The following is a 21,250-nucleotide window of genomic DNA, read 5'->3' as shown; positions in this document are numbered from 1 at the left end:
ATGTGCGCGAAGGGGGACTTGAACCCCCACGCCCTTTCGGGCACTAGCACCTCAAGCTAGCGCGTCTGCCATTTCCGCCATCCGCGCGCATCCGGCAAGTTGCTTTCGCACTTGCCGACGTATGAGATTAGCACGGCTTGAGGGGGCCGGGTGAACACCGGTCGGCAGCCGGTAATCGTCGGGACGACTCCCCGCTGAATTTCTGGGATTCAGCCCTGTGGAACGATTTTGCATCCCGCGTGCAGGCCGGGCGTGGCGCCCCAAATCGACCGTCTGTACCATGACGCCGCTAACGTGGAGCCCATGCTCGAAGAAACCGCGGCCATCGCACAAGACCTCATCCGGTTCAACACCACGAACTACGGCGAGGGAAAATCCGAGGGGGAGACCGAAGCCGCCGAGTATCTGGGAGCGAAGCTCGAGGAGCTGGGGCTGTCCACCACCTACGTAGACGCCGCGCCGGGACGGACCTCCGTCTTCGCCCGCGTGCCCGGGTCCTACGAGGGTCTCGGTGACGACAGGTCGGCACTCGTGCTGCACGGCCACACCGACGTCGTTCCCGCGGATCCGGCCAACTGGACCGTCGACCCGTTTGCCGGCGAGGTCAAGGACGGAATGCTGTGGGGACGCGGCGCCGTGGACATGAAAGACATGGACGCCATGATGTACGGCGCCGTCGCCGACATCCTGCGCAGCGGAAAGCAGCCCCGCAGGGACATCATCGTCGGCTACTTCTCCGATGAGGAAAACGGGGGAGTGTTCGGCTCCGGCTATGTCGTCGACAACAACCCGGAAATTTTTGCCGGTGCCACCGAGGCAATCAGTGAGGTAGGTGGCTACTCCATCACGATGAACGGGGAGCGCGCGTACCTGCTCCAGACCGGCGAGAAGGCCCTGATCTGGATCAAGCTGACAGCGCGGGGAACTGCCGCGCACGGCAGCCGCGTCATGGAGAACAACGCGGTCACCAAGCTTGCCGAAGCGGTGGCGATCCTCGGTCGCCAGCAGTGGCCGGTGCGCCTGTCCGACACCACCGAGACGCTCGTGCGCGAGATCGCGCGGATCATGGGAGCGGACCCCACCCAGGTGAGTCCGGACGAGATCATTCTGAGTACGGGAACCGCTGGTGGGTTCATCCGCGGGTCGCTGCGCACCACCACGAACCCGACGCTGCTGAAGGCCGGGTACAAGCACAATGTCATTCCCGATTCCGCCGAAGCGTTCATCGACATCCGCACGTTCCCGGGAGAAGAGGATGCCATCCTCGCCCAGGTGCGGGAGCTGATCGGCGATGAGATCGAGATCACCATCACGCACCGGGACATCGGTCTCGACAATCCCTTCGAGGGAAAGCTCGTCGACGCGATGGTCGGCACGATCGCGACCCACGACCCCGAGGCATCCGTTCTTCCCTACATGCTTTCGGGAGGGACCGACAACAAGGCGCTGTCGAAGCTCGGGATCACCGGATACGGCTTTGCACCGCTCAAACTGCCCGCCGAGCTGGATTTTCCTGGCATGTTCCATGGCGTTGACGAGCGGGTTCCGCTCGACGCATTAGTGTTTGGCAGGCGGGTCCTCGGGGACCTGTTGCTCAACTACTAACTCCGGCGGGACGCGCGTGAACACTTTTTTTGAAGCGGTAATCCTTGGCCTCGTGCAGGGACTTACCGAGTTTCTGCCGATCTCCTCCAGCGCGCACATCCGGATCGTCGGTTTGTTGGTGGGCACGGGCGCTGACCCCGGAGCCGCGTTCACCGCCATCACCCAACTGGGTACGGAAACCGCCGTCGTCATCTACTTCTGGCACGACATCGTGCGCATCATCGGCAAGTGGTTCCGGGCACTGTTCCGCCGTCTTCCGCAGTCGGATCCCGATGTGCGACTTGGCTGGTTCATCATCCTCGGCAGCGTGCCGATCGTCCTGCTCGGCGTGCTCTTCCAGAACGCGATCGAAACGACCCTGCGGTCGCTCTGGATCGTCGCGATCACCATGATCGTCTTCGGCATCCTGCTGGGCCTCGCCGACATCGTCGGCAAGAAGGACCTGCGGCTCAAGGAACTCACCTGGCCCCGCGCCATCGTCTTCGGGTTCGCCCAGGCACTCGCCCTCATCCCCGGGGTCTCGCGGTCGGGCGGCACCATCACCGCCGGCCTGTTCATGGGCTTCGACCGTCGCGCCGCCGCCCGGTACTCGTTCCTGCTGGCCATCCCCGCCGTCTTCGGCAGTGGCCTGTTCCAGCTCTACAAGAGCGTGAAGGACCCCTGCGTCGCCGCCGCAGCGGGTTGCACGCCCGAGATTTTCTCCGGAGCGGAGACCGCCGTCGCGACAGTCATCGCCGGCATCGTCGGTTTTGTCGTCATCGCGTTCTTCATGAACTACATCTCCAAGCGCTCGTTCCTCCCGTTCGTGATCTACCGTCTCGCCCTCGGCGTCGTTCTGATCATCCTGTTGGCAACGAACGTGGTCCAGGCCTCCTAGGGCGGGATGTCGGGCACCTCTCAGAGTTAGAATTTTGTCGATGGCCAACAGCGACGTCTTCGATAGTGCGCGACGCGAGCTTTCGGCGGCTCACGAGCGCAATACGAGTCTGTGTGCGCCCTTTCTTGCAGTCCTCCCCGTCGAGGGTGCCGCGCTGTCGGTACTGTCGGGGGCTCTCGGACAGTCCACCGTCTGCTCGAGCGACGCGGTCGCCGCCCGGCTCGACGAGATGCAGTTCGATCTCGGGGAGGGCCCGTGCTGGCAGGCAATGACCACCCATCGCCCGGTGCTCGCGCCCAACCTGCGCGATAACAACAACGAACCGTGGCCGATTTTCGCCGAGGCGGTGCGCAACGACAGCGGAAGCAACGATGTCCGCGGAATGTTTGCGTTTCCCCTCGTCGTCGGCACCCTCGATCTGGGAGCAGTCGACCTGTACACCCGCGAAGGCCACTCGCTCTCCCGCAGCCAGGTCACCGAGGCCACCGCCCTCGCCGATGTTGCAGCCTGGCAGGTGCTGCGCAAGATTCTGGGAGAGCAGGACGTCGATGTCCTGACCGATTCGACGACGTCACGATCATCCCGACGGGAGGTGCACCAGGCAACCGGCATGGTCCTGGCGCAGCTGGGAATCTCCGCCGACGAGGCCGCCCTGCTCATCCGGGCCCACGCGTTTGCCAGCGGCCGGTCGGTGCGCGAGGTCGCCACGGACATTGTTGAGCGTCGCCTGGACTTCTCGACGCCCGATGGGTTGGGCACAGCGTGAGTTACTCCGACGGTAAGGTTTAGTGATGGTTGCAGAAACGCGCGAGGGTAGGCTCGCCGAGGCGCTTGTGACCCTCGCAGACACGCTCGTTGCGGACTACGACGTCGTGGAGCTGCTGCAGACCCTCGTGGATACGTGCGCCGATTTGCTCGACGCCTCCGCGGCAGGACTGCTGCTCGCGGACGAGGCAGGCGAACTCGAAGTCGTCGCCTCCACCAGCGAGGAGAGCCGGCTCGTCAACATGATGCAGCTGCGCACGGGTATCGGTCCCTCCCTGCAGTGCTACTCGACGGGGCAGGTCGTTGTCGTTCCCGACATCACCCAGCTCGACGGCGAATGGCACGCCTTCCGCACCGCGGCACTCGAACAGGGATTTCACTCCGCTCACGTCGTCCCCATGCGCCTGCGTGGGTCGGTCATCGGCACCCTCAGCCTCTTCCGGACGCGCACCGGCGTCCTCACCTCCGAAGACATCTCGATCACCCAGGGCCTCGCGGACGTGGCGACCATCGGCATCCTGCACGAGCGGGCCCTGCGCGAGAGCGATATCGCGCAGCAGCAACTTCAGCACGCGCTGAACAGCCGGGTTGTCATCGAGCAGGCAAAGGGCGTCATCGCCCAGACCCGCAACGTCTCGATGGACGAGGCGTTCAAGATGCTCCGGGATCACGCGCGCAGCAGCAGCCAGCGCCTGCGCGATGTCGCGGAACTCGTCGTCACGCGCGCCATCAACCTCTGAGAAACGCAGTGTCTTCGTACCCCAATCTGGGTACTAAGTAGCCCTCGACGGATGAGAACAAGGGGTCTACCCTTGATATAGCAGATGCCCCAGACCCTGGCAACGATGTTCCATTAGGCCAGAGGGGTCAATCATGACCAAGATCGTTGCTCGCATTCTCATCGACACCGAAGACTTCGAGGGTTCCATGCCCGGAACCGACGACCACGCGTTCGTGCTGTGGCGTCGCCCCGAAATCCTTCACGCCCATCCCTTCACCGAGCATGAAGTGAGTTACTCAACGTCCCTGATGGGAGACGAGTACTTCGTCTAACCGCCCGTCGTGAGCCGGCTGGGAATCCCGCACCACGGTCGGGCGTGGTCGCCACGGCGACTAAACTAGTTCAGTGAAGTCATGGAACCGACCCGAGGTTCCGCCTCTGCCCGGAGTAGGCCCCGTTCCCAGCATCTGGGACACCGCGTCGGCCGGTATGCGTGAAGCCCGCCCCGCCGCAACCGCCGGCCTGTACGTCTGTGGCATCACGCCCTACGACGCCACTCACCTCGGACACGCGGCGACGTACCTTGCGTACGACACCCTCATTCGCTTGTGGATGGACGCCGGATACCCGGTGACCTATGTGCAGAACACGACGGACGTGGATGACCCGCTGCTGGAGCGAGCCCGCGACACGGGCGTCGACTGGCGCGAGCTTGCCGATTCCCAGACCGAGCTGTTCCGTGGCGACATGGAAGCCCTCCGCATCCTGCCGCCGGACTCCTACATCGCCGTCACCGAGGTCATCGAAGAGACCGCGAACGCGGTCAAGCTCCTGCTCGACAGGGGTATCGCGTACTGGGTCGAGAACGACGTGTACTTCGACAGCGCCGCCGCCGAGGCATCCACCCCCTGGACCCTCGGTGACGAGAGCCGTCTCGACCGCGCAACCATGCTGCAGTTCAGCGCCGAACGCGGGGGAGACCCCGACCGCGTCGGCAAGCACGACCCGCTCGACCCGCTGCTCTGGCGTGGCGCCCGCCTGGGGGACCCCAGCTGGACCTGCGTGCTCGGCGAGGGTCGTCCCGGCTGGCACATCGAGTGCTCCGTGATCGCCCAGATGCACCTCGAGCTTCCATTCACGGTGCAGGGCGGTGGCTCCGACCTGATCTTCCCGCACCACGAATTCAGCGCCGGTCACGCGACGGCCATGACCGGAAAGCCCTTCGCCGAGCTGTACTCGCACGCCGGCCTCGTCGGCTACGAGGGCGAGAAGATGTCGAAGTCGCTCGGCAACCTTGTGCTCGTCTCACGGCTCACCTCCGCGGGAGTCGACCCCCGCGCCATCCGCCTCACCCTCCTCGCGCAGCACTATCGCGAGGACTGGGAATACACCGCCGACCTGCTCGAAGCCGCCCAGTCACGCCTCGCGCGCTGGGACGAGTGGGCGTCGGCCGCGACCGACTCTGACTCGGTGGATGCCCCGGAGTCGCCGGTTCTCGCCGAACTCCGCCGCGTCCTCGCGGTCGACCTCGACACCCCTGCCGCCGTCGCCGCGATCGATGCGGCGATCACTGCCGGCGCACCGGCCACGTCCGACGACGTCCGCGCGGTGGACACGCTCCTCGGCATCCGCCTGCGCTAAGGCTCAGCTCGTGGGCGGGCGCCAGGGGTCTTCGCCCGCGGGGCCCCGTCCGTCCTTGCCGTCGTTGCGGCGAAGGTACTGTTCGAACTCCTGGGCGATGGCTTCACCGCTGGCTTCGGGCGAGTCAACGGTGTCCCGCGCCTGCTCGAGCTGCTCGATGTACGCGGCCATGTCCTCGTCGTCCCCGGCGAGCACGTCGATGCCCGTAACCCACGCGGCCGACTCGGCGACGAGGTCGCCCCGCGGGATCGCCACGGCAATCACCTCTTCGAGCTTCTCGATGATGGCGAGCGTGGCCTTGGGGGAGGGCGCGTTGTGCACGTAGTGGGGGACCGATGCCCAGATCGACATAGTGGCGATACCTGCCTTGTCCGCGGCCTCGCCCAGCACAGAGAGGATGCCCACCGGGCCCTCGTAGTTGCTGCGCTCGACGGCGAGCTCCTCCCGAACGGCGGCGTTCTCGCTGCTGGTGAAGACGGAGATCGGGCGGGTGTGCGGCACGTCGGCGAGCATCGCACCGAGGAAGACGATGGCGCCAATCTCGGCGTCCTCGATCACCTCGAGCACCTCGGCGGTGAAGGTCTTCCAGCCACGGGAGGGCTCGGTGCCCAGCAGCAGGTAGACGTTTGATCCGGGGAGGCCCGCGGCTGGCGCGACCGGTCCGTAGGCTGTCACGCTCGGCCAGATGATCTGGCGGGAGCCGTCGTCGTCCACGGCGACCGTGGGACGGTTGAACTGATAGTCGAAGTAGTCCTCGGGCTCAACCTCGGCGATCGGGTACACGTCCAGCTGCTCCTTGAGCATCCGCACGGCACCGCTGGCCGCTTCGCCCGCGTCGTTCCAGCCCTCGAAGGCAACGACGAGCACTCGACCGCTCGTGAATTTCGATGTCTCTGGCACGAAAAATCCTTTGCTCAGCGGGCCAACCAGGCCGCGCTCCTTCCTCCAAGGATAGAACCCACCGGCACATCGCGGCACTCCGGTGCACCCCGCGCCCCCGTACAATCGAGGGTTGTGACTACTTCTCCCGCCGCAGTCCTCTGGGATATGGACGGCACGATCATCGACACCGAGCCGTACTGGATGGATGCCGAAACCGTGCTCGTCGAGTCCTTCGGCGGCACCTGGACGCACGAAGACGCCCTGACCCTCGTCGGCTCAGGACTGTGGCATTCCGCCCGCCTGTTGCAGGCCCGCGGCGTCACCATGTCCGAGGGCGACATCATTGATGCGCTCACCCGTACCGTGCTCGGGCGCGTCGGCGACGCCCTCCCATGGCGCCCCGGAGCCCGTGAACTCCTCCTCGAGCTGCGCTCCCGCGGTATTAAGACGGCCCTCGTCACCATGTCGATGCGCAGCCTTGCCGAGCACGTCGCCGCCTCCATGGGATTCGAGGCGTTCGACGTGATCGTTGCCGGCGACGACGTCGCCCACAGCAAGCCCCACCCCGAGCCCTACCTGCACGCGGCGAGCCTCCTCGACGTGAGCGCCTCCGACTGCGTGGCGATCGAGGACTCCGCTCCCGGAACCGCGTCGGGCGTGGCATCCGGTGCCGTCACGATCGGCGTCCCGCTTAACAGCCCGTTGTCCGCCGATAACGGCTACACGATCTGGCCGACGCTGGCCGATCGCACCGTCGATGATCTCGTCGACCTCTTTTCTTCCGTCCGTTACCCAGCAAAGGATTCCGCATGAGCGACGCCATCCGACGTCAGAGCGGCCCCTTCCGCGCCGGCGACCGAGTACAACTGACCGGGCCAAAGGGCCGGCTGAACACCGTGACGCTCGAGGTGGGCGGCGGGTTTCACACCCACCGCGGGATTCTCGATCACGACCTCATCATTGGACAGCCGGATGCCTCGGTCGTCACCAGCTCGAACGGCATCGAGTACCTCGCCCTTCGCCCCCTGCTGACCGACTTCGTCATGTCGATGCCGCGCGGCGCCGCGATCGTCTACCCGAAGGATGCCGCGCAGATCCTCGCGCAGGCGGACATCTTCCCCGGCGCGAAGGTCGTCGAGGCGGGGGTCGGCTCCGGTGCGCTCTCCCTCTGGCTGCTGCGCGCGATCGGTACCGACGGCTACCTCAACTCGTTTGAACGCCGCCAGGAATTTGCCGACGTCGCCCAGGGCAACGTCTCCGCGTTCCTCGGAGCAGCCCCCGACAATTGGACCGTCACCGTCGGCGACCTCGTCGAGTCCCTGCCCGGCGTAGTCGAGCCCGGCACCGTCGACCGCGTCGTCCTCGACATGCTCGCTCCCTGGGAATGCCTGGATGTCACTGCCGAGGCGCTGACTCCCGGAGGCGTGCTCATCTGCTACATCGCGACCGTCACGCAGCTGTCGCGCGTCGCCGAGGCGATTCGCCGCACCGGCCAGTTCACCGACCCCGAGTCATCCGAGACCATGGTTCGCACCTGGCACGTCGAAGGACTCGCCGTACGCCCCGACCACCGCATGATCGGGCACACGGGCTTCCTGATGACCGCCCGCCGTCTCGCACCCGGTGCCGTGGTCCCGCAGCTCAAGCGTCGCCCGTCGAAGTCAGATTTCTCGGACGAGGACGTCGAGGCCTGGACCCCCGGAGCCCTCGGTGAGCGCACCGCGAGCGACAAGAGCCTGCGCAAGACCGTCCGTGAGGCGCACGCCGCCGCCGAGGCCGCCAAGACTGCCGACGACGAAACGGTAGAGTGATTCCGGTGTTCCCGGCTCGATCGAAAGAAGGCTCCGTGCGCAAGAGTGTCGCGCTGATTGTTGCTGCAGGTATCGTGGCGGTCCTCGCCGGGTGCAGCAGCCCAGCAGAACAGGCCGCAGCAAACTGCGACCCCCTGACCACCGCGGGAACCGCGTCCGCACAGGTCGAAGCGTCGGGCAAGCTCCTCGCCTCCCCGACGGTGTCCTTCCCGACGCCGCTGACCACCTCCCGCCACGAGACATCCGTTCTCGTGAAGGGAAAGGGCACTCTTCTCACCGCCGGCACCACTGCCGACATTCAGGCGAGCGTGTACGACAGCAAGACCGGAACACTGCTCACCGCCACGAAGTACGACCTCACCGCCCCGCTGCGCGTCGTCGTTGGCAACAAGAACGACGCCATCGGCGCCTCCCTGCAGTGCCAGACGGTCGGATCGCGCATCGCGAGCACCGTGACCGTCGAGGACATCGCCGGTCCGCAGGGCGTCGACCCGTCGTTCAAACTGGGTCTCAAGGACACGCTGATCCTGGTCACCGACATTCAGGCCGGCTACCTCGCCAAGGCCGACGGTGCCGTGCAGCCCCTCAAGTCGGGCTTCCCGAGCGTCGTCACCGCCCCCGACGGAACGCCCGGGCTCAGCTTCCTTGACACTCCCGCCCCGACCAAGCTGATGACCGAGGTCCTCAAGCGCGGCGACGGCGCGACGGTGAAGGAGGGCGACCAGGTCGTCATCCGCTACACCGGCGTGCTCTGGGAAACCAAGGCCGTCTTCGACGACACATCGTGGGCTCGCGTCGACGGTGCCCTTCCGGCACCCGCCGCCGTGGTTGCCAAGGGAACGACGGATGGCTCTGGCCTGCTGCCCGGCTTCGCCAAGGCTCTCATCGGCTCCACCGTCGGAAGCCAGATCGTGGTCATTGTTCCGCCCGATAAGAACGTGACAAACCCCACCACGATCCCCGCCGGCGACACTCCCGTGTACGTCTTCGACGTGCTGGGCATCCAGAAGTAGCCTTTCCTATCGACACTGGCCGGGTGTCCTGACTTTCCCCACAGAAGGAATGCGTTTCGTGGCAACTCAACGCACACCCAGCCCCGGCACACCGGCCGACCCGGCGGCAGGCACGGGCACCCGCACGCCCGCTCCGCCCCGGATCCCCGCGGAGGAGCGCTTGTTCAGCCTCGTGCTGGCGCTGCTCGCCTCCGACAACGGCCTGACCAAGAGCGAGATCCTCTCGACCGTGCAGGGGTACCGTCAGCGGTACGCGCGGTCGGGTGACAACGCCAACCTCGAGCGCCAGTTCGAGCGCGACAAGGACGACATCCGCGAACTGGGTGTCCCGCTCGAGACCCTCGAGTCGCCCACCGATCCCGGCAACAACCAGAACCTGCGCTACCGCATCCCGCGGGGCGACTACGAGCTGCCCACGGACATCTCGTTCTCGCCGGAGGAGACCACGCTGCTGAACCTCGCGGCCATGGTCTGGCGGGAAGGATCGCTCTCGGGTGAGTCGCGCCGGGCCATCCTGAAGCTGCGATCCCTCGGCGTGACCTCGACCGAACCCGTGCTCGGGTACGCGCCCCGCCTTCGCGTGCGGGACGCCGCGTTCGCCCCGCTGAGCTCGGCGCTCGAGAAGCGCGTCATCGTGAAGTTCGCGTACCTGAAGCCGGGGGAGAAGGATGCGCGCACGCGCACCGTCGCCCCCATCGCACTCATCCAGCAGCAGGGTCGTTGGATGCTGCACGCGGAAGACCAGGACGCCGGCGGAACCCGCAACTTCCTCCTGCGGCGGATCGTGTCGCCGATCACCGCGACGAGCAAGCACTTCGAGCCGTTCCCCGCCGACGCGGCGCAGCTCGCACTCGATGAACTCGAGCGCATCTGGCACGAGCGCACCGCCGTCGTCGAGGTGGAGCAGGGCTCCGACGCTGCCACCCGGCTGCAGAAACGCCCGGGCACCACCGTCAGCGACACTGACCCAACGACTCTGCTGCTGCACTACACCGACATCAACCTCTTCGCCGACGAGCTCGCGGGCTTCGGCCCAGAAGCGCTCGTGCGGACCCCACCCGAGCTGCGCGACGCCGTGCGGTCGCGACTGGAAGTAACGGCGGCAGACCATGGCTGAGCGCACCCCGCCCCTGCAGGCGCAGGACAAACTGACGTTCCTGCTGTCCCTGGTTCCGTACCTCATGGACCACGACCGCATCAGCGTCACCGACGTCGCCGCCCACTTCGGCATGAAGCCGGAGCAGATCAGGGATGCAGTCCGGCTCATCGGCGTATCCGGCGTGCCCGGCGACACCGCTGCCTACCAGCACGGTGACCTCTTCGACATCGCGTGGGATGACTTCGAGGACAACGACGAGATCGTGCTGACCAATCGGGTCGCGATCGATGATTCGCCGCGGTTCTCCGCTCGCGAGGCATCCGCTCTCATCGCTGGCCTGCAGTACCTGTCTGCGCTGCCGGAACACGCCGACCGCGCAGCCATCGCGAGCCTCATGGCCAAACTCTCGCGCGGTGCATCGTCGGCGCCGGGCCAGGTCGCCGTCGCGTCGTCGGAAACGGATGCCACGCTGGCCGTCATCCGTCAGTCCGTCGCCAGCGGCATGCAGGTCGAGTTCGATTACCGCAATTCGCAGGGCTCGGCCGAGCACCGTCGCGTTGACCCGCTGCGCGTGGAGTCCATGGATGCCGACTGGTACCTGCGCGGGTGGGATCACCTCCGCGAGGCGGTGCGGACATTCCGCCTCGACCGGATTTCCGCACCCCAGGTGACGACCGAGGCGATCACCTTCGCCGCGGGCGACGTGGTTCTACCGGAACTGCTGTTCGAGGCATCCGCCGCCGACCTCATCGTCACGGTCGATGTGGCACCCGCGGCCGCGTTCCTCCTCGCGGACTACATGACCGACGGTGGCACCCAGACCCAGCCCGACGGACGGCTGCGCACGACCATCCGGGTGTCGCACTACCACGGGCTCAAGCGCCTGATGGCGAGCATGTCGGGGGTCGCCACGGTCGTGGAGCCACCGGAAGCGCGGGCGGTCGTCGCAGCGTGGGCGGCAGCGGGAGCGGCGCGATATACGGACGCCGGCTGACCCTCGCACCTGCCTGGCAGCCTTTCTCGTTAACTCCGCGCTAAAATAGCAACGCAATCGACAATCGAAGGACGTGGACCGATGTTTGCAAACGGATTTACCGGCTGGCACGGCCTGCTCCTGCTCGCCATCGTTTTGCTGTTGTTCGGCGCTCCCCGGCTTCCCGCGCTCGCGCGCAGCATCGGCCAGTCAATGAAGATCTTCCGTTCGGAGATCAAGACGGGCGATAAGGACGCGACCGGCACCGACGCCGGCCAGGCTCCGACCCAGAACTCCGCGCAGAATCCTGCACAGAACGGTGGCTACCCGAACACGACGGCAGCCTCCACGGAGGTGCCGCTGCCCCCGCGCTACGACGCCACCAATCCCTCCGACACAAACCCTAAGCCTTAGGTTCCGTGGCAGGGCGCACCAGACGAGGCGCTGACCGGGACGGACGGATGTCCTTCGGCGAGCATCTCGTCGAACTCCGTAATCGGCTGTTCATTTCGGCAATCTTCTTTTTCGTCGCATCCATCGGCGGCTTCTTTCTCGTCAATCCGGTGCTGAAGGCGCTGCAGGCGCCCATCGAAGAGATTGCGGCCTCCTCCGGGCGCACCGCCGAACTCAACTACGCGCAAATTGGCGAGGCGTTCGACGTCAACCTGCAGATTGCCGTCACCGTGGGAGTCATCCTCTCGAGCCCGGTCTGGCTGTACCAGATCTGGGCTTACGTGGTGCCGGCGCTGAAGCGCTCCGAGAAGCGCTACGCGATCGGATTTCTCGGCGCGGCCATTCCGCTGTTCCTCGCCGGCTGCGTCACCGCCTGGTTCATCTTCCCGCACACGGTGATCCTGCTCGCCGGGTTCGCGCCCGCGGAGAGTTCGTCGATCTTCCGCACGAAGGACTACGTCGACTTCGTCCTGAAACTCGTGATCGCCGTCGGCGTCGGGTTCGTGCTTCCCGTCTTCCTCGTGCTGCTGAACTTCATCGGCCTTCTCACGGCGAAATCAATCCTCAAGGGCTGGAGGGTCGCGGTGATTCTCATCGCCGTCTTCGCCGCCATCGCGACGCCCGCCTCCGACATCACCACCATGCTCCTTCTCGCTGCCCCCATGGTCGTGCTGTACTTCGCGGCTGCCGGAGTCGCGTGGCTGCACGACCGGGCTGTCGCCCGCCGTGCGGACAGGCTCTCCGCCGACATTGGAACGGAAACCGCATGACACAGCTTTCGCCGGCCGAGCGCTACGCGGCATCCCGCAGCAGGAGCGCCCGCCCCCAGCTCGAAGCGTTCCGGGCCGCCCAGAAATTCGACCTGGACGAGTTCCAGACCGCCGCCTGTGTATCCCTTGAGCAGGGCAAGAGCGTGCTCGTTGCGGCACCCACGGGCGCCGGGAAGACCGTCGTTGCGGAGTTCGCCGTCTACCTCGCCATGCAGGGCGCTCGGGAAAAGGTGTTCTACACCACGCCCATGAAGGCGCTGAGCAACCAGAAGTTCCAGGAACTCACCGCAGAGTACGGGGCCGAGAACGTCGGCCTCCTCACCGGGGACACCAACATCAACAGCGCGGCGCGCATCGTGGTGATGACCACCGAGGTTCTGCGCAACATGCTCTATGCCAACTCCGACCGCCTCGTCGATCTCGCCTTCGTGATCATGGACGAGGTGCACTTCCTCGCGGACAGGTTCCGCGGTGCCGTGTGGGAGGAAGTCATCATCCACCTGCCGCAGTCGGTGCGGATGGTGTCGCTCAGCGCGACGGTGTCCAACGCCGAGGAATTCGGCGACTGGCTCCAGGCGGTCCGCGGCGACACCGACGTCATCGTCTCCGAGGAGCGGCCCGTGCCGCTGGAACAGCACGTCCTCATGCGCACCAAGATGATCGACCTGTTCGACTCGTCCGGCCTCGCAGCCACCAACCGGGTCAACCCGGAGCTGCTTGAGATGGCCCGTGGTGGGGGAGGACCCCGCACCAATGGATCGCGCCGTGGCAACAACTCGATGCGTCACCGCCCGCAGCGCGGGCCGGACAGCGGCCGCATGGACCGCCCCGAGTTCGTCGCGCTGCTCGACTCCAAGAATCTTCTGCCCGCCATCTTCTTCGTCTTCAGCCGGGTCGGCTGTGACGCTGCCGTGCGCCAGGTGTTGCGCGCGGGCGTGCGCCTGACCGAGGCACACGAGCGTGACGAGATCCGCGCCATCGTCGAGGAACGCTGCCGCACCCTGCGCGACGAGGATCTCGCCATCCTCGGCTACTGGGAGTGGCTCGAGGGTCTCGAGCGCGGGGTCGCCGCGCACCACGCGGGAATGCTTCCCGCGTTCAAGGAGGTCGTGGAGGAGCTCTTCCGCCTGAAACTGGTGAAGCTCGTCTTCGCCACGGAGACGCTCGCGCTCGGCATCAACATGCCCGCGCGCACGGTGGTACTCGAGAAGCTCGAGAAGTACAACGGCGAGGCCCGCGTCCCCATCACACCCGGAGAGTTCACCCAACTCACCGGTCGTGCCGGCCGCCGGGGTATCGACGTCGAGGGGCACTCCGTCATTCAGTGGGTCGACGGGCTTGACCCGCAGGCCGTGGCATCCCTCGCCTCCCGCCGTACCTACCCGCTGAACTCCAGCTTCAAACCGACCTACAACATGGCCGTGAACCTCATCGATCAGTTCGGCCGCGAACGCACGCGCGAAGTGCTCGAGCTGTCGTTCGCCCAGTTCCAGGCGGACCGCGCCGTTGTCGACCTGGCCAGGAAGGTGCGATCACAGCAGGAGTCGCTCAACGGCTACGCCAAGTCGATGACCTGCCACCTCGGCGACTTCGGCGAGTACACGAACATCAAGCGCGAACTGACCGATCTTGAGCGCAAGTCCGGGGTCCGCGCGGACCTCCAGACCCGGGCTGAGCGCGACAAGCGCCAGCACCAGCTGACCGCGCTGCGTCGTCGCCTCAAGCAGCACCCGTGCCACTCGTGCCCCGAGCGGGAGTCCCACGCACGCTGGGCCGACCGCTGGTGGAAGCTGAAGAAGGAGAACGAGAAGCTCACCGGGCAGATTCGCAGCCGCACGGGCGCCGTCGCGAAGGTCTTCGACCGGGTGACGGACGTCCTCGTGCTGCTCGGCTACCTCGTTCAGGACGAGCACGGTCTCACCACGGTCGCGACCGATGGGCGACTGCTCAAGCGCATCTACGGGGAGCGTGACCTGCTCGTCGCGGAGTCGCTGCGGCGCGGGCTGTGGAACGACCTCGACCCGGCGGGACTGGCGGCGATGGCCGCCTCCCTCATCTACGACCCCCGCCGCGACGAGGGTGCACCGGACGAGCGGAACCTCCCGCGCGGAAACTTCCGCGAGGCGTTCGACAAGACCACGGATCTGTGGGCGAACCTCGATGACATCGAGCGCGACAATCGTCTGCCCGGCAGCCAGCCGCTGTCTGCGGGCCTCACTCTCGCGATGTACCGCTGGGCGCAGGGTGCCTCCCTCGACGCCGTGCTGACCCTCTCGGACCTCGCTGCGGGCGACTTCGTGCGACTGAGCAAGCAGACCATCGACCTCCTCGACCAGCTGTCGGTGGTAGCGGATGCCCCGGTGGGCGTGACAGCCCGCAAGGCGCTGGATGCCATCCGCCGCGGAATCGTCGCGTACAGCAGCGTTGCGTAAGCTCTCTTCGTGAACCAATCGACCGGGGTAACTCCCGTGCCCCGCCCGCTCGTGCCCCTGTGGGCCGCGATCGTTCTGGCACTGGCATCCGGCCCCATTCTCGACGCCGGGTTCCCGGACAAGAACTGGTGGCCGATGACGTTCCTCGGCATCGCCGTGGTGCTCGTCAGCCTGATCGGTCGGCGTCCCCGGTCGGCGCTCCTCGTCGGTTTCATCGCTGGTATGGCGTTTTATCTCGTGCACATCGAATGGGCGTCTCTCTTCCTCGGACCCGTGCCGATGACGGCGCTGTCGTTCCTCGAGTCGCTGTTTGTCGCGCTCGGAGCGATGCTCATGAGCCTCGTTTACCGGTGGAGTCCGCGCGCCTGGCCATCGGCGCGCGCCCGGCTCTGGCGGGTTCCGATCACGATCGCCGGCATCTGGACCGCACGCGAGGCAATCGAGAGCCTCTGGCCCTACGGCGGCTTCGCCTGGGGTCGCGTCGCGCTGTCACAGTCGGAAAGCCCATTCAACAATCTCTTCGCCTGGCTGGGCGTGTCCGGCGTGAGCTTTGTCATGGTGCTCCTCGTTGCGCTGGCGCTCGAGGCCGTGCGCTCGGCGCCCATCGCGCGGCTCACCCGCGTCACGGTGTCCGTGGCGGCTCTCACCGTTGTTCTCGTTGTGCCCGCCTTCCCGATCGCCCTGTCGGGCACCTCGTCGATCGCCGCGGTGCAGGGCAATGGAAAGGCCGCCTATTTCGATACCCGCCAGCAGGGAGACCTGCTCGCGGCACAGTTCAGCGCGACGGTGCCGTTGTTCGGAAAGAAGGTCGACATGGTGGTGTGGCCGGAAGGCGCCTCCGACATCGACCCCCTCGAGAACGAGAGCGCCGCACGCGTGTTCGACCTCGTCAGCGAGCAGATGCACGCACCCCTCATCGCGGGCGCCATCACCCAGCGTGGCGACAAAATCTACAACACCTCGCTTCTCTGGGAGGCAGGCAAGAGCGCCGTCGACTACTACGACAAGAAGCATCCGGTGCCGTTCGGCGAGTACGTACCGGATCGTGCGTTCTGGGAACCGCTCGCCCCCGACCTGATCGGCCTCATCGGTCGCGACTACACACCAGGCACGACGGACACGGTCTTCGACGTCAACGGCATCATCGCCGGCATCGACATCTGCTTCGACATTTCGGATGACGCGGTGATGAGCGACTCCGTTCGCTCCGGCGCGCAAATCCTCCTGGCGCAGACCAACAACGCCGACTTCGGCCACACGGATGAGAGCGTGCAACAGCTGGCGATTGCGCGCATTCGCGCCCTTGAGCTTGGCCGTAGCGTCGTGAACATCTCGACGGTGGGCACCAGCGCCATGATTGCCCCGGATGGGTCCACCATCCGGCAGCTGAAGAGCTACACCGCCGACTCCATGGTCGCCGATGTGCCGCTCAGCTCGACCCTGACGCCCGCCTCGCAGTTTGCCGCGCTCTTCGAAAAGTTCGCTGGAGCTCTCGGCTTGCTCGGTCTCTTCGCGCTGTGGCTGACCGGCCGCGGACCCCGCGTTCCGAAGACGGCGAAGCTTCCCCGCCGTTCGCGCTGACCCCGGGCGCCCCGGGTTAACGAAAGAGCGTCCCGCTTCCCTCGGCTGAGGGGAACGGGACGCTGTAACCAGTGACTGTGCGGGGCGCGCACCTGGCGGGAGAGGGCTGAGGGGTCGGCTATGCGCCGATCTTCTGGCCCTTCCTCGCACGGAGGTAATCCAGACGCTCCTGGAGAAGTTCCTCCAGCTCGGCCCGGCTGCGACGCTCAAGCAACATGTCCCAGTGGCTTCGCGGAATCTTGGACTCCACCCGCGACGTCTCTACGGGAGTGCCGTCGCTCGACAGCAGCACGCCCTCCTGGCCGGACTTGGGAGATTCCCAAACCTCGGGCACCTCGGCGTCGGCGGAAAATGTGACCTCGAAAGTCTTGCCGTCGGCGGTGCGGTAAATGCTCTTCTTTCGCGGGGAAAACTCGACACCCTCTTCGCTCTGTAAGCTCTGGGTTCCAAGTCTCATGCCGCGCAAACTACGGTCTGCCATTGTGTGGCCTCCTTACTCGCATTGCATACAAAGTTATAAACCCACTAGCTGAGTGAATCCTTTCCGCCGCACTCCATTCACAGTCACTTCCCAGCCCCATTCAGGGGACACACGGCTAGCTTTCGGCTAAGGCGATCATGGCGAGGTCGGCGCGATCCGACATGATCCCGTCGACCCCGAGATCGAGCAGCCGGCGCATGTCGGCCGGGTCGTTGATGGTCCACACGTGCATCTCCACACCGACACGGTGGAGGCGCGCGAGCATCAGGGGTGTGGTGAAGGTCATCCCGAGTGCGCGCTCGGGCACCTGCACCGCGTGCACGTTCCTGAGGGCACGGCGCAGCAGGGGAATCAGCCCGATCTTGCCGAGGACGAGCGCGAGCGCCACTCCACCGGCCGAGGCGGAGGTAGCGACTCCCGGAAGTTGGGCGACCGCGGATCGACGACGCGAGCCGTTGAACGAGGTGACAAGCACACGGTCGACCGCCCGCGCACGCCGAATGGCGGCGACCGTGGGACCCACCGCCTCCGGCACTTTGATGTCAATGTTGAAGCGCGCCTCGGGAAAGGCGTCCAATGCTTCGGCAAGAGTGGCAAAGGTCTGGTCCTGCCCCAGGCGGATGAGCTTCAGCTCCGCCACGGACAGGTCGATCACGCGCTCATTGCGACCTGTCAACCGCAGCAGGTCTGCGTCGTGACTGATGATGGCAACGCCGTCCCTGCTGACGTGCACGTCCGTCTCGAGGTAGGGAACGCCGATCGCCAGCGCCTTGAGGAACGCGAGGAGGGTATTTTCGGGCGCGTCTATCGGCAACCCCCGGTGGGCGAAAACACGGGGGAGCGGGGAGCGGAAGAACGGGAGCTGTTCAGCTCCGCTAGGCGTTGGGTGTCTCACGCGGCGGGGTTGGTGCGGCCGGCGGGGTGGCCGGCGGGACGATGCTGGAGGGAGCCGGCGTCGTGGGCGGAGTCTCGGGCGGGGGAGTGATCCCTCCGGTCGGTCCGTCCCCGCGCGGAGCGAGGAAGCCCGCGGTTACGCCCTTGAGCGCCTCGGTGAGCTCGCTGGGGATGATCCACAGCTTGCTCGCCGGACCCTCCGCGATCTTCGGAAGCATTTGCAGGTACTGGTAGGCGAGCAGCTTGCTGTCCGGATCGCCGGCGTGAATGGCACCGAAGACCGTCGTGATTGCCTGCGCCTCACCCTCGGCTCGCAGAATCTGGGACTTGGCGTCACCCTCCGCATTGAGGATCGCTGCCTGGCGTGCACCCTCGGCCTGCAGGATTGCCGCCTGCTTCGTTCCCTCCGCGGTGAGGATCGCCGCGCGCTTGTCCCGCTCCGCGCGCATCTGCTTCTCCATGGAGTCCTGGATGGACAGGGGCGGGTCGATCGCCTTGAGCTCAACCCTGCCGACTCGTACGCCCCACTTTCCGGTGGCCTCGTCCAACACGATTCGCAGCTGGCCATTGATGTTGTCGCGGCTGGTCAGCGCTTCCTCAAGGTTGAGGCTACCGACGACATTTCGCAGGGTCGTGGTGGTCAGTTGTTCGACGGCACCGAGATAGTTTCTGATCTCGTAGGTCGCGGCACGGGCATCCGTCACCTGGAAGTACACGACGGTGTCGATCGAGACGACCAGGTTGTCCTCGGTGATGACGGGCTGCGGCGGGAACGAGACGACCTGCTCGCGCATGTCGATGAGGGGGCGCATGCGGTCGACGAAGGGGACGAGAAGGTTCAAGCCCGGGTTGAGGGTCTTGTGGTACTTGCCCAGTCGCTCCACCACTCCCGCCGTTGCCTGGGGCACGATCCTGATCGCCCGGAAGAGCACGACGATCACAAAGATCGCCACGATCACCAGCAGGACGATGGAGACGACGGTTCCGACGGAGTCACTCATGGGCTGTCCTTTCACGAGGCACAACGATGGCCGTTGCGCCGTCAATAGCGGTCACAATCACGGCGTCGCCCGCTTCGAGCGGGCGAGTACCGGATGCGGGAGAAAGTCGGGCCGTCCAGGTCTCGCCGTTGGCGAGCTTGACATTTCCGGCGGTGCCGTCAAAGTCGACGGTCACCACCCCGTGAATGCCCATCAGGGCGTCAATGTTGCTCTTGGCCGGATCGCCGCCACGTTTGAGGGCACGCAGCAGCGGCGGGCGCACCGTGAAGAGGAGCAGTATCGACAACACCGCGGCGACGAGGATCTGGATCCAGAAGTCGACGCCTACGATCGCGAGGATCAAGCCGCCCACGCTGCCGGTGGCCAGCATGAGGAAGGTGAAGTCGACGGTGACCACCTCGATGATCACAAAAACGAGGATGAGTGCGAGCCAGATAACCCAGGCGTACGACTCGATGAACTCCATTGGCATGACTCGGCACCTCTCGTGTCGTGAACCTTGAAACTATCACTCCCGGCTGAGTGAGTACGGGGGAGTTGCTAGTCTGTTTCGTCGTGAGCAACCCTTTGAAGCCCGGCACTCTCGCCGGCAAACGCGCCCTTGTGACAGGTTCTTCCCGAGGCATCGGTGCCGACACCATCGGCTACTTCGCCGAGGCTGGAGCCACGGTCGTCGTGAACTACCGCAACAAGGAGGCACGCGCCCTCAAGCTCGTCGCCTCCCTCGAGGCTGCGGGAGCAACGGCCATCGCCGTGGGCGCGGACCTGACGGATGACTCGTCCGTCGCAACCCTCTTTGACACGATCGCCACCGAACTGGGCGGCCTCGACATTCTCGTGATGAACGCCTCGGGCGGCATGGAGAGCGGCATGGCCGCCGACTACGCGATGCAGCTCAACCGGGACGCCCAGGTGCACCTGCTCACCACGGCGCTGCCGCTGCTGGCTCCGGGCGCCCGCGTGGTGTTCGTCACCAGCCACCAGGCTCACTTTATCAAGACCGTCGAGACCATGCCCGAGTACCTCCCGGTCGCGCTGAGCAAGCGCGCGGGCGAAGACGCGCTGCGCGACATGATCCCCATGCTCGAGGACGCCGGCATCGAATTCGTTGTCGTCTCGGGCGACATGATCGAGGGCACCATCACGGCGACCCTGTTGGAGCGCTCCAACCCCGGCGCGCTCGGCCTGCGCAAGGAGGCGGCCGGCCGCCTCTACAACGTCAGCGAGTTCGCGGCCGAGGTCGCCCTCGCCGCCGTCGAGCCGATCCCCGAAAACAACACCCGCTACGTGGGCGATGTGAGCGACTTTCTCGAGACAAAATGACCGGCGGACACCGCCTCACCTCGCGCATCCTGTTGTTCGACCGTGACGGTCGGGTGCTGCTCTTCCTGACCAAGGCGCCCGACACCAGTGGCATCGCTCGCTGGTTGACGCCGGGCGGCGGCGTGGACCCGGGGGAGAACCACCTGCAGGCCGGCATCCGTGAGCTCTTCGAGGAGACCGGCCTTGTCGTCGACGTGCTCGGCGACCCCGTGTGGAACCACGATTTTGACGTGCAATGGGATGACGCGGACCACTCCACCGGACACGCCGAGTTTTACGTGCACCTGACCGATGCGTTCCAGCCTTCCAACGTCAACTGGACCCCGGAGGAGCACGTCGACGTCGAGGCAAGCCGCTGGTGGACGCTCGAGGAACTGCTCGCCACCGACGAGCCCTACGAGCCGGCAGAGCTGCCGGAACTCGTTCGCCGTAACCTGCCCAAGGAGTAACGCCGTGACCGAAGACATCGCCGCACTGATCACCGAGCTCGAAGCCCAGGAGGAGCGGCTGCAGTTCAGCCAGTTCACCAACGCCGATGCGCTCGCGCTCGGCAACTTGCTGGTGTCCCTCGCCGTGGAGCGGTCCCACGGGGTCACCATTGACATCACCCGGGGCGACCAGCAGCTGTTCCACGTGGCGCTGGACGGGACATCCGCTGACAACGACGACTGGGTCGCCCGCAAGATCCGTACGGTGCGTCGCTTCGGCCACAGCTCCTTCCTCATTGGGCGCCGGTTTGCCGCGACCGGCAAGGACTTCGCCGAATCGACCGGGCTCTCCCTGTCGATGTTTGCCGCGCACGGCGGGTGCTTCCCGATCATCGTGCGTGATGTCGGTCCTGTCGGCACCGTGACCGTGTCCGGGCTTCCCCAGGCGGACGACCACGCGCTGGTCGTCGAGGCACTGGCGGCGTTCCTCGCGCGCTAGC

Annotated in this window: 23 protein-coding genes and 1 tRNA gene; 18 read left to right on the top strand and 6 right to left on the bottom strand. The window is 65.9% G+C overall.

The features are described from left to right. Positions 1 to 3: 3 nt before the first annotated feature. A tRNA-Leu gene (locus tag HB677_RS17500) sits at positions 4 to 87 on the bottom strand. Positions 88 to 303: 216 nt separating this feature from the next. Here HB677_RS17500 and HB677_RS17495 point away from each other — a divergent pair. The 6 genes from HB677_RS17495 (at position 304) to mshC (ending at position 5,609) form a co-directional block, all read left to right on the top strand. Continuing rightward, complete coding sequence (locus HB677_RS17495; RefSeq protein WP_213817019.1) at positions 304 to 1,605, top strand: M20/M25/M40 family metallo-hydrolase; 1,302 nt, start codon at positions 304 to 306, stop codon at positions 1,603 to 1,605. A 16-nt stretch (positions 1,606 to 1,621) separates the two neighbouring features. Continuing rightward, positions 1,622 to 2,482 (top strand): undecaprenyl-diphosphate phosphatase, encoded by an 861-nt coding sequence (locus tag HB677_RS17490; protein WP_213817018.1) that lies wholly within the window; start codon positions 1,622 to 1,624, stop codon positions 2,480 to 2,482. A 40-nt stretch (positions 2,483 to 2,522) separates the two neighbouring features. After that, on the top strand, positions 2,523 to 3,248 hold the full coding sequence (locus HB677_RS17485) for a GAF and ANTAR domain-containing protein (RefSeq protein ID WP_213817017.1): 726 nt from the start codon (positions 2,523 to 2,525) through the stop codon (positions 3,246 to 3,248). A gap of 25 nt (positions 3,249 to 3,273) precedes the next feature. After that, positions 3,274 to 3,987 (top strand): GAF and ANTAR domain-containing protein, encoded by a 714-nt coding sequence (locus HB677_RS17480; protein WP_213817016.1) that lies wholly within the window; start codon positions 3,274 to 3,276, stop codon positions 3,985 to 3,987. Between the two features lie 133 nt (positions 3,988 to 4,120). Then, a complete protein-coding gene (locus HB677_RS17475; RefSeq protein WP_213817015.1) occupies positions 4,121 to 4,300 on the top strand; it encodes a hypothetical protein in 180 nt (59 codons plus the stop codon). Positions 4,301 to 4,373: 73 nt separating this feature from the next. Continuing rightward, positions 4,374 to 5,609 carry a cysteine--1-D-myo-inosityl 2-amino-2-deoxy-alpha-D-glucopyranoside ligase gene (gene mshC / locus HB677_RS17470; protein WP_213817014.1) on the top strand — a complete coding sequence of 412 codons (1,236 nt, stop codon included), beginning with the start codon at positions 4,374 to 4,376 and terminating at the stop codon, positions 5,607 to 5,609. A 3-nt stretch (positions 5,610 to 5,612) separates the two neighbouring features. Here the strand turns inward: mshC and HB677_RS17465 are convergent, their stop codons facing one another. Continuing rightward, positions 5,613 to 6,509 carry a PAC2 family protein gene (locus tag HB677_RS17465; protein ID WP_213817013.1) on the bottom strand — a complete coding sequence of 299 codons (897 nt, stop codon included), beginning with the start codon at positions 6,507 to 6,509 and terminating at the stop codon, positions 5,613 to 5,615. 114 nt (positions 6,510 to 6,623) lie between these two features. Here HB677_RS17465 and HB677_RS17460 point away from each other — a divergent pair, with 114 nt between their 5' ends. The 9 genes from HB677_RS17460 (at position 6,624) to lnt (ending at position 16,623) form a co-directional block, all read left to right on the top strand. Then, positions 6,624 to 7,304 (top strand): HAD family phosphatase, encoded by a 681-nt coding sequence (locus HB677_RS17460; protein WP_307852637.1) that lies wholly within the window; start codon positions 6,624 to 6,626, stop codon positions 7,302 to 7,304. Next, positions 7,301 to 8,302 (top strand): tRNA (adenine-N1)-methyltransferase, encoded by a 1,002-nt coding sequence (locus HB677_RS17455; protein ID WP_213817012.1) that lies wholly within the window; start codon positions 7,301 to 7,303, stop codon positions 8,300 to 8,302. The genes HB677_RS17460 and HB677_RS17455 overlap by 4 nt, the downstream gene beginning before the upstream one ends. A 35-nt stretch (positions 8,303 to 8,337) precedes the next feature. After that, complete coding sequence (locus tag HB677_RS18925; protein ID WP_213817011.1) at positions 8,338 to 9,315, top strand: FKBP-type peptidyl-prolyl cis-trans isomerase; 978 nt, start codon at positions 8,338 to 8,340, stop codon at positions 9,313 to 9,315. A gap of 142 nt (positions 9,316 to 9,457) precedes the next feature. After that, entirely contained in the window at positions 9,458 to 10,432 is a 975-nt protein-coding gene (locus HB677_RS17445) for a helix-turn-helix transcriptional regulator (RefSeq protein ID WP_374193832.1), read from the top strand. Then, positions 10,425 to 11,408 carry a YafY family protein gene (locus HB677_RS17440; protein WP_213817009.1) on the top strand — a complete coding sequence of 328 codons (984 nt, stop codon included), beginning with the start codon at positions 10,425 to 10,427 and terminating at the stop codon, positions 11,406 to 11,408. The genes HB677_RS17445 and HB677_RS17440 overlap by 8 nt, the downstream gene beginning before the upstream one ends. A gap of 81 nt (positions 11,409 to 11,489) precedes the next feature. After that, the gene (locus tag HB677_RS17435; protein ID WP_213817008.1) at positions 11,490 to 11,801 is read left to right on the top strand and encodes a twin-arginine translocase TatA/TatE family subunit; all 312 of its coding nucleotides are present in this window, start codon (positions 11,490 to 11,492) and stop codon (positions 11,799 to 11,801) included. Between the two features lie 47 nt (positions 11,802 to 11,848). Then, positions 11,849 to 12,610: a twin-arginine translocase subunit TatC gene (tatC, locus tag HB677_RS17430; protein ID WP_213817007.1), complete on the top strand. Its 762-nt coding sequence runs from the start codon at positions 11,849 to 11,851 to the stop codon at positions 12,608 to 12,610. Continuing rightward, positions 12,607 to 15,042, top strand: coding sequence for an RNA helicase (locus HB677_RS17425; protein ID WP_213817006.1), 2,436 nt, complete (start codon positions 12,607 to 12,609; stop codon positions 15,040 to 15,042). Before tatC ends, HB677_RS17425 begins: the two co-directional genes overlap by 4 nt. Before the next feature lie 9 nt (positions 15,043 to 15,051). Next, positions 15,052 to 16,623, top strand: a complete 1,572-nt coding sequence (gene lnt, locus HB677_RS17420) for an apolipoprotein N-acyltransferase (protein WP_213817005.1) — start codon at positions 15,052 to 15,054, stop codon at positions 16,621 to 16,623. A 118-nt stretch (positions 16,624 to 16,741) separates the two neighbouring features. Here lnt and HB677_RS17415 read toward each other — a convergent pair whose 3' ends face one another. From HB677_RS17415 to HB677_RS17400, 4 genes are all read right to left on the bottom strand, one after another. Beyond that, the gene (locus HB677_RS17415) at positions 16,742 to 17,104 is read right to left on the bottom strand and encodes an RNA polymerase-binding protein RbpA (RefSeq protein ID WP_213817004.1); all 363 of its coding nucleotides are present in this window, start codon (positions 17,102 to 17,104) and stop codon (positions 16,742 to 16,744) included. 115 nt (positions 17,105 to 17,219) lie between these two features. Beyond that, positions 17,220 to 17,918, bottom strand: a complete 699-nt coding sequence (locus HB677_RS17410) for a glycerophosphodiester phosphodiesterase (protein WP_218624791.1) — start codon at positions 17,916 to 17,918, stop codon at positions 17,220 to 17,222. A 61-nt stretch (positions 17,919 to 17,979) separates the two neighbouring features. Further along, the gene (locus HB677_RS17405; protein WP_213817002.1) at positions 17,980 to 18,999 is read right to left on the bottom strand and encodes an SPFH domain-containing protein; all 1,020 of its coding nucleotides are present in this window, start codon (positions 18,997 to 18,999) and stop codon (positions 17,980 to 17,982) included. Next, positions 18,992 to 19,471, bottom strand: a complete 480-nt coding sequence (locus tag HB677_RS17400; RefSeq protein ID WP_255546713.1) for an NfeD family protein — start codon at positions 19,469 to 19,471, stop codon at positions 18,992 to 18,994. The genes HB677_RS17405 and HB677_RS17400 overlap by 8 nt, the downstream gene beginning before the upstream one ends. Before the next feature lie 83 nt (positions 19,472 to 19,554). Between HB677_RS17400 and HB677_RS17395 the strand changes: the two genes are divergently transcribed. Genes HB677_RS17395 through HB677_RS17385 form a run of 3 tightly spaced genes read left to right on the top strand, consistent with a single transcriptional unit; the run spans position 19,555 to position 21,249 of the window. Next, on the top strand, positions 19,555 to 20,322 hold the full coding sequence (locus tag HB677_RS17395; protein WP_213817001.1) for an SDR family oxidoreductase: 768 nt from the start codon (positions 19,555 to 19,557) through the stop codon (positions 20,320 to 20,322). Then, on the top strand, positions 20,319 to 20,771 hold the full coding sequence (locus HB677_RS17390) for an NUDIX hydrolase (RefSeq protein WP_213817000.1): 453 nt from the start codon (positions 20,319 to 20,321) through the stop codon (positions 20,769 to 20,771). Before HB677_RS17395 ends, HB677_RS17390 begins: the two co-directional genes overlap by 4 nt. Positions 20,772 to 20,775: 4 nt before the next feature. Further along, the gene (locus HB677_RS17385; RefSeq protein WP_213816999.1) at positions 20,776 to 21,249 is read left to right on the top strand and encodes a heme-degrading domain-containing protein; all 474 of its coding nucleotides are present in this window, start codon (positions 20,776 to 20,778) and stop codon (positions 21,247 to 21,249) included. Position 21,250: the final 1 nt, after the last annotated feature.

This window comes from Glaciihabitans sp. dw_435, from assembly GCF_018449675.1.
In the GTDB taxonomy this organism is placed as follows: domain Bacteria; phylum Actinomycetota; class Actinomycetes; order Actinomycetales; family Microbacteriaceae; genus Glaciihabitans.
This window is presented reverse-complemented; position numbering and strand designations above follow the sequence as displayed.

Excerpts from the sequence above, each read along its gene's own strand:
- HB677_RS17480 (WP_213817016.1), top strand. The coding sequence starts at position 3,274 with ATGGTTGCAGAAACGCGCGAGGGTAGGCTCGCCGAGGCGCTTGTGACC.
- HB677_RS17400 (WP_255546713.1), bottom strand. The coding sequence starts at position 19,471 with ATGCCAATGGAGTTCATCGAGTCGTACGCCTGGGTTATCTGGCTCGCA.
- HB677_RS17485 (WP_213817017.1), top strand. The coding sequence starts at position 2,523 with ATGGCCAACAGCGACGTCTTCGATAGTGCGCGACGCGAGCTTTCGGCG.
- HB677_RS17495 (WP_213817019.1), top strand. The coding sequence starts at position 304 with ATGCTCGAAGAAACCGCGGCCATCGCACAAGACCTCATCCGGTTCAAC.
- HB677_RS17405 (WP_213817002.1), bottom strand. The coding sequence starts at position 18,999 with ATGAGTGACTCCGTCGGAACCGTCGTCTCCATCGTCCTGCTGGTGATC.
- HB677_RS17390 (WP_213817000.1), top strand. The coding sequence starts at position 20,319 with ATGACCGGCGGACACCGCCTCACCTCGCGCATCCTGTTGTTCGACCGT.
- HB677_RS17440 (WP_213817009.1), top strand. The coding sequence starts at position 10,425 with ATGGCTGAGCGCACCCCGCCCCTGCAGGCGCAGGACAAACTGACGTTC.
- HB677_RS17435 (WP_213817008.1), top strand. The coding sequence starts at position 11,490 with ATGTTTGCAAACGGATTTACCGGCTGGCACGGCCTGCTCCTGCTCGCC.
- HB677_RS17455 (WP_213817012.1), top strand. The coding sequence starts at position 7,301 with ATGAGCGACGCCATCCGACGTCAGAGCGGCCCCTTCCGCGCCGGCGAC.
- HB677_RS17415 (WP_213817004.1), bottom strand. The coding sequence starts at position 17,104 with ATGGCAGACCGTAGTTTGCGCGGCATGAGACTTGGAACCCAGAGCTTA.
- HB677_RS17475 (WP_213817015.1), top strand. The coding sequence starts at position 4,121 with ATGACCAAGATCGTTGCTCGCATTCTCATCGACACCGAAGACTTCGAG.
- tatC (WP_213817007.1), top strand. The coding sequence starts at position 11,849 with ATGTCCTTCGGCGAGCATCTCGTCGAACTCCGTAATCGGCTGTTCATT.
- HB677_RS17425 (WP_213817006.1), top strand. The coding sequence starts at position 12,607 with ATGACACAGCTTTCGCCGGCCGAGCGCTACGCGGCATCCCGCAGCAGG.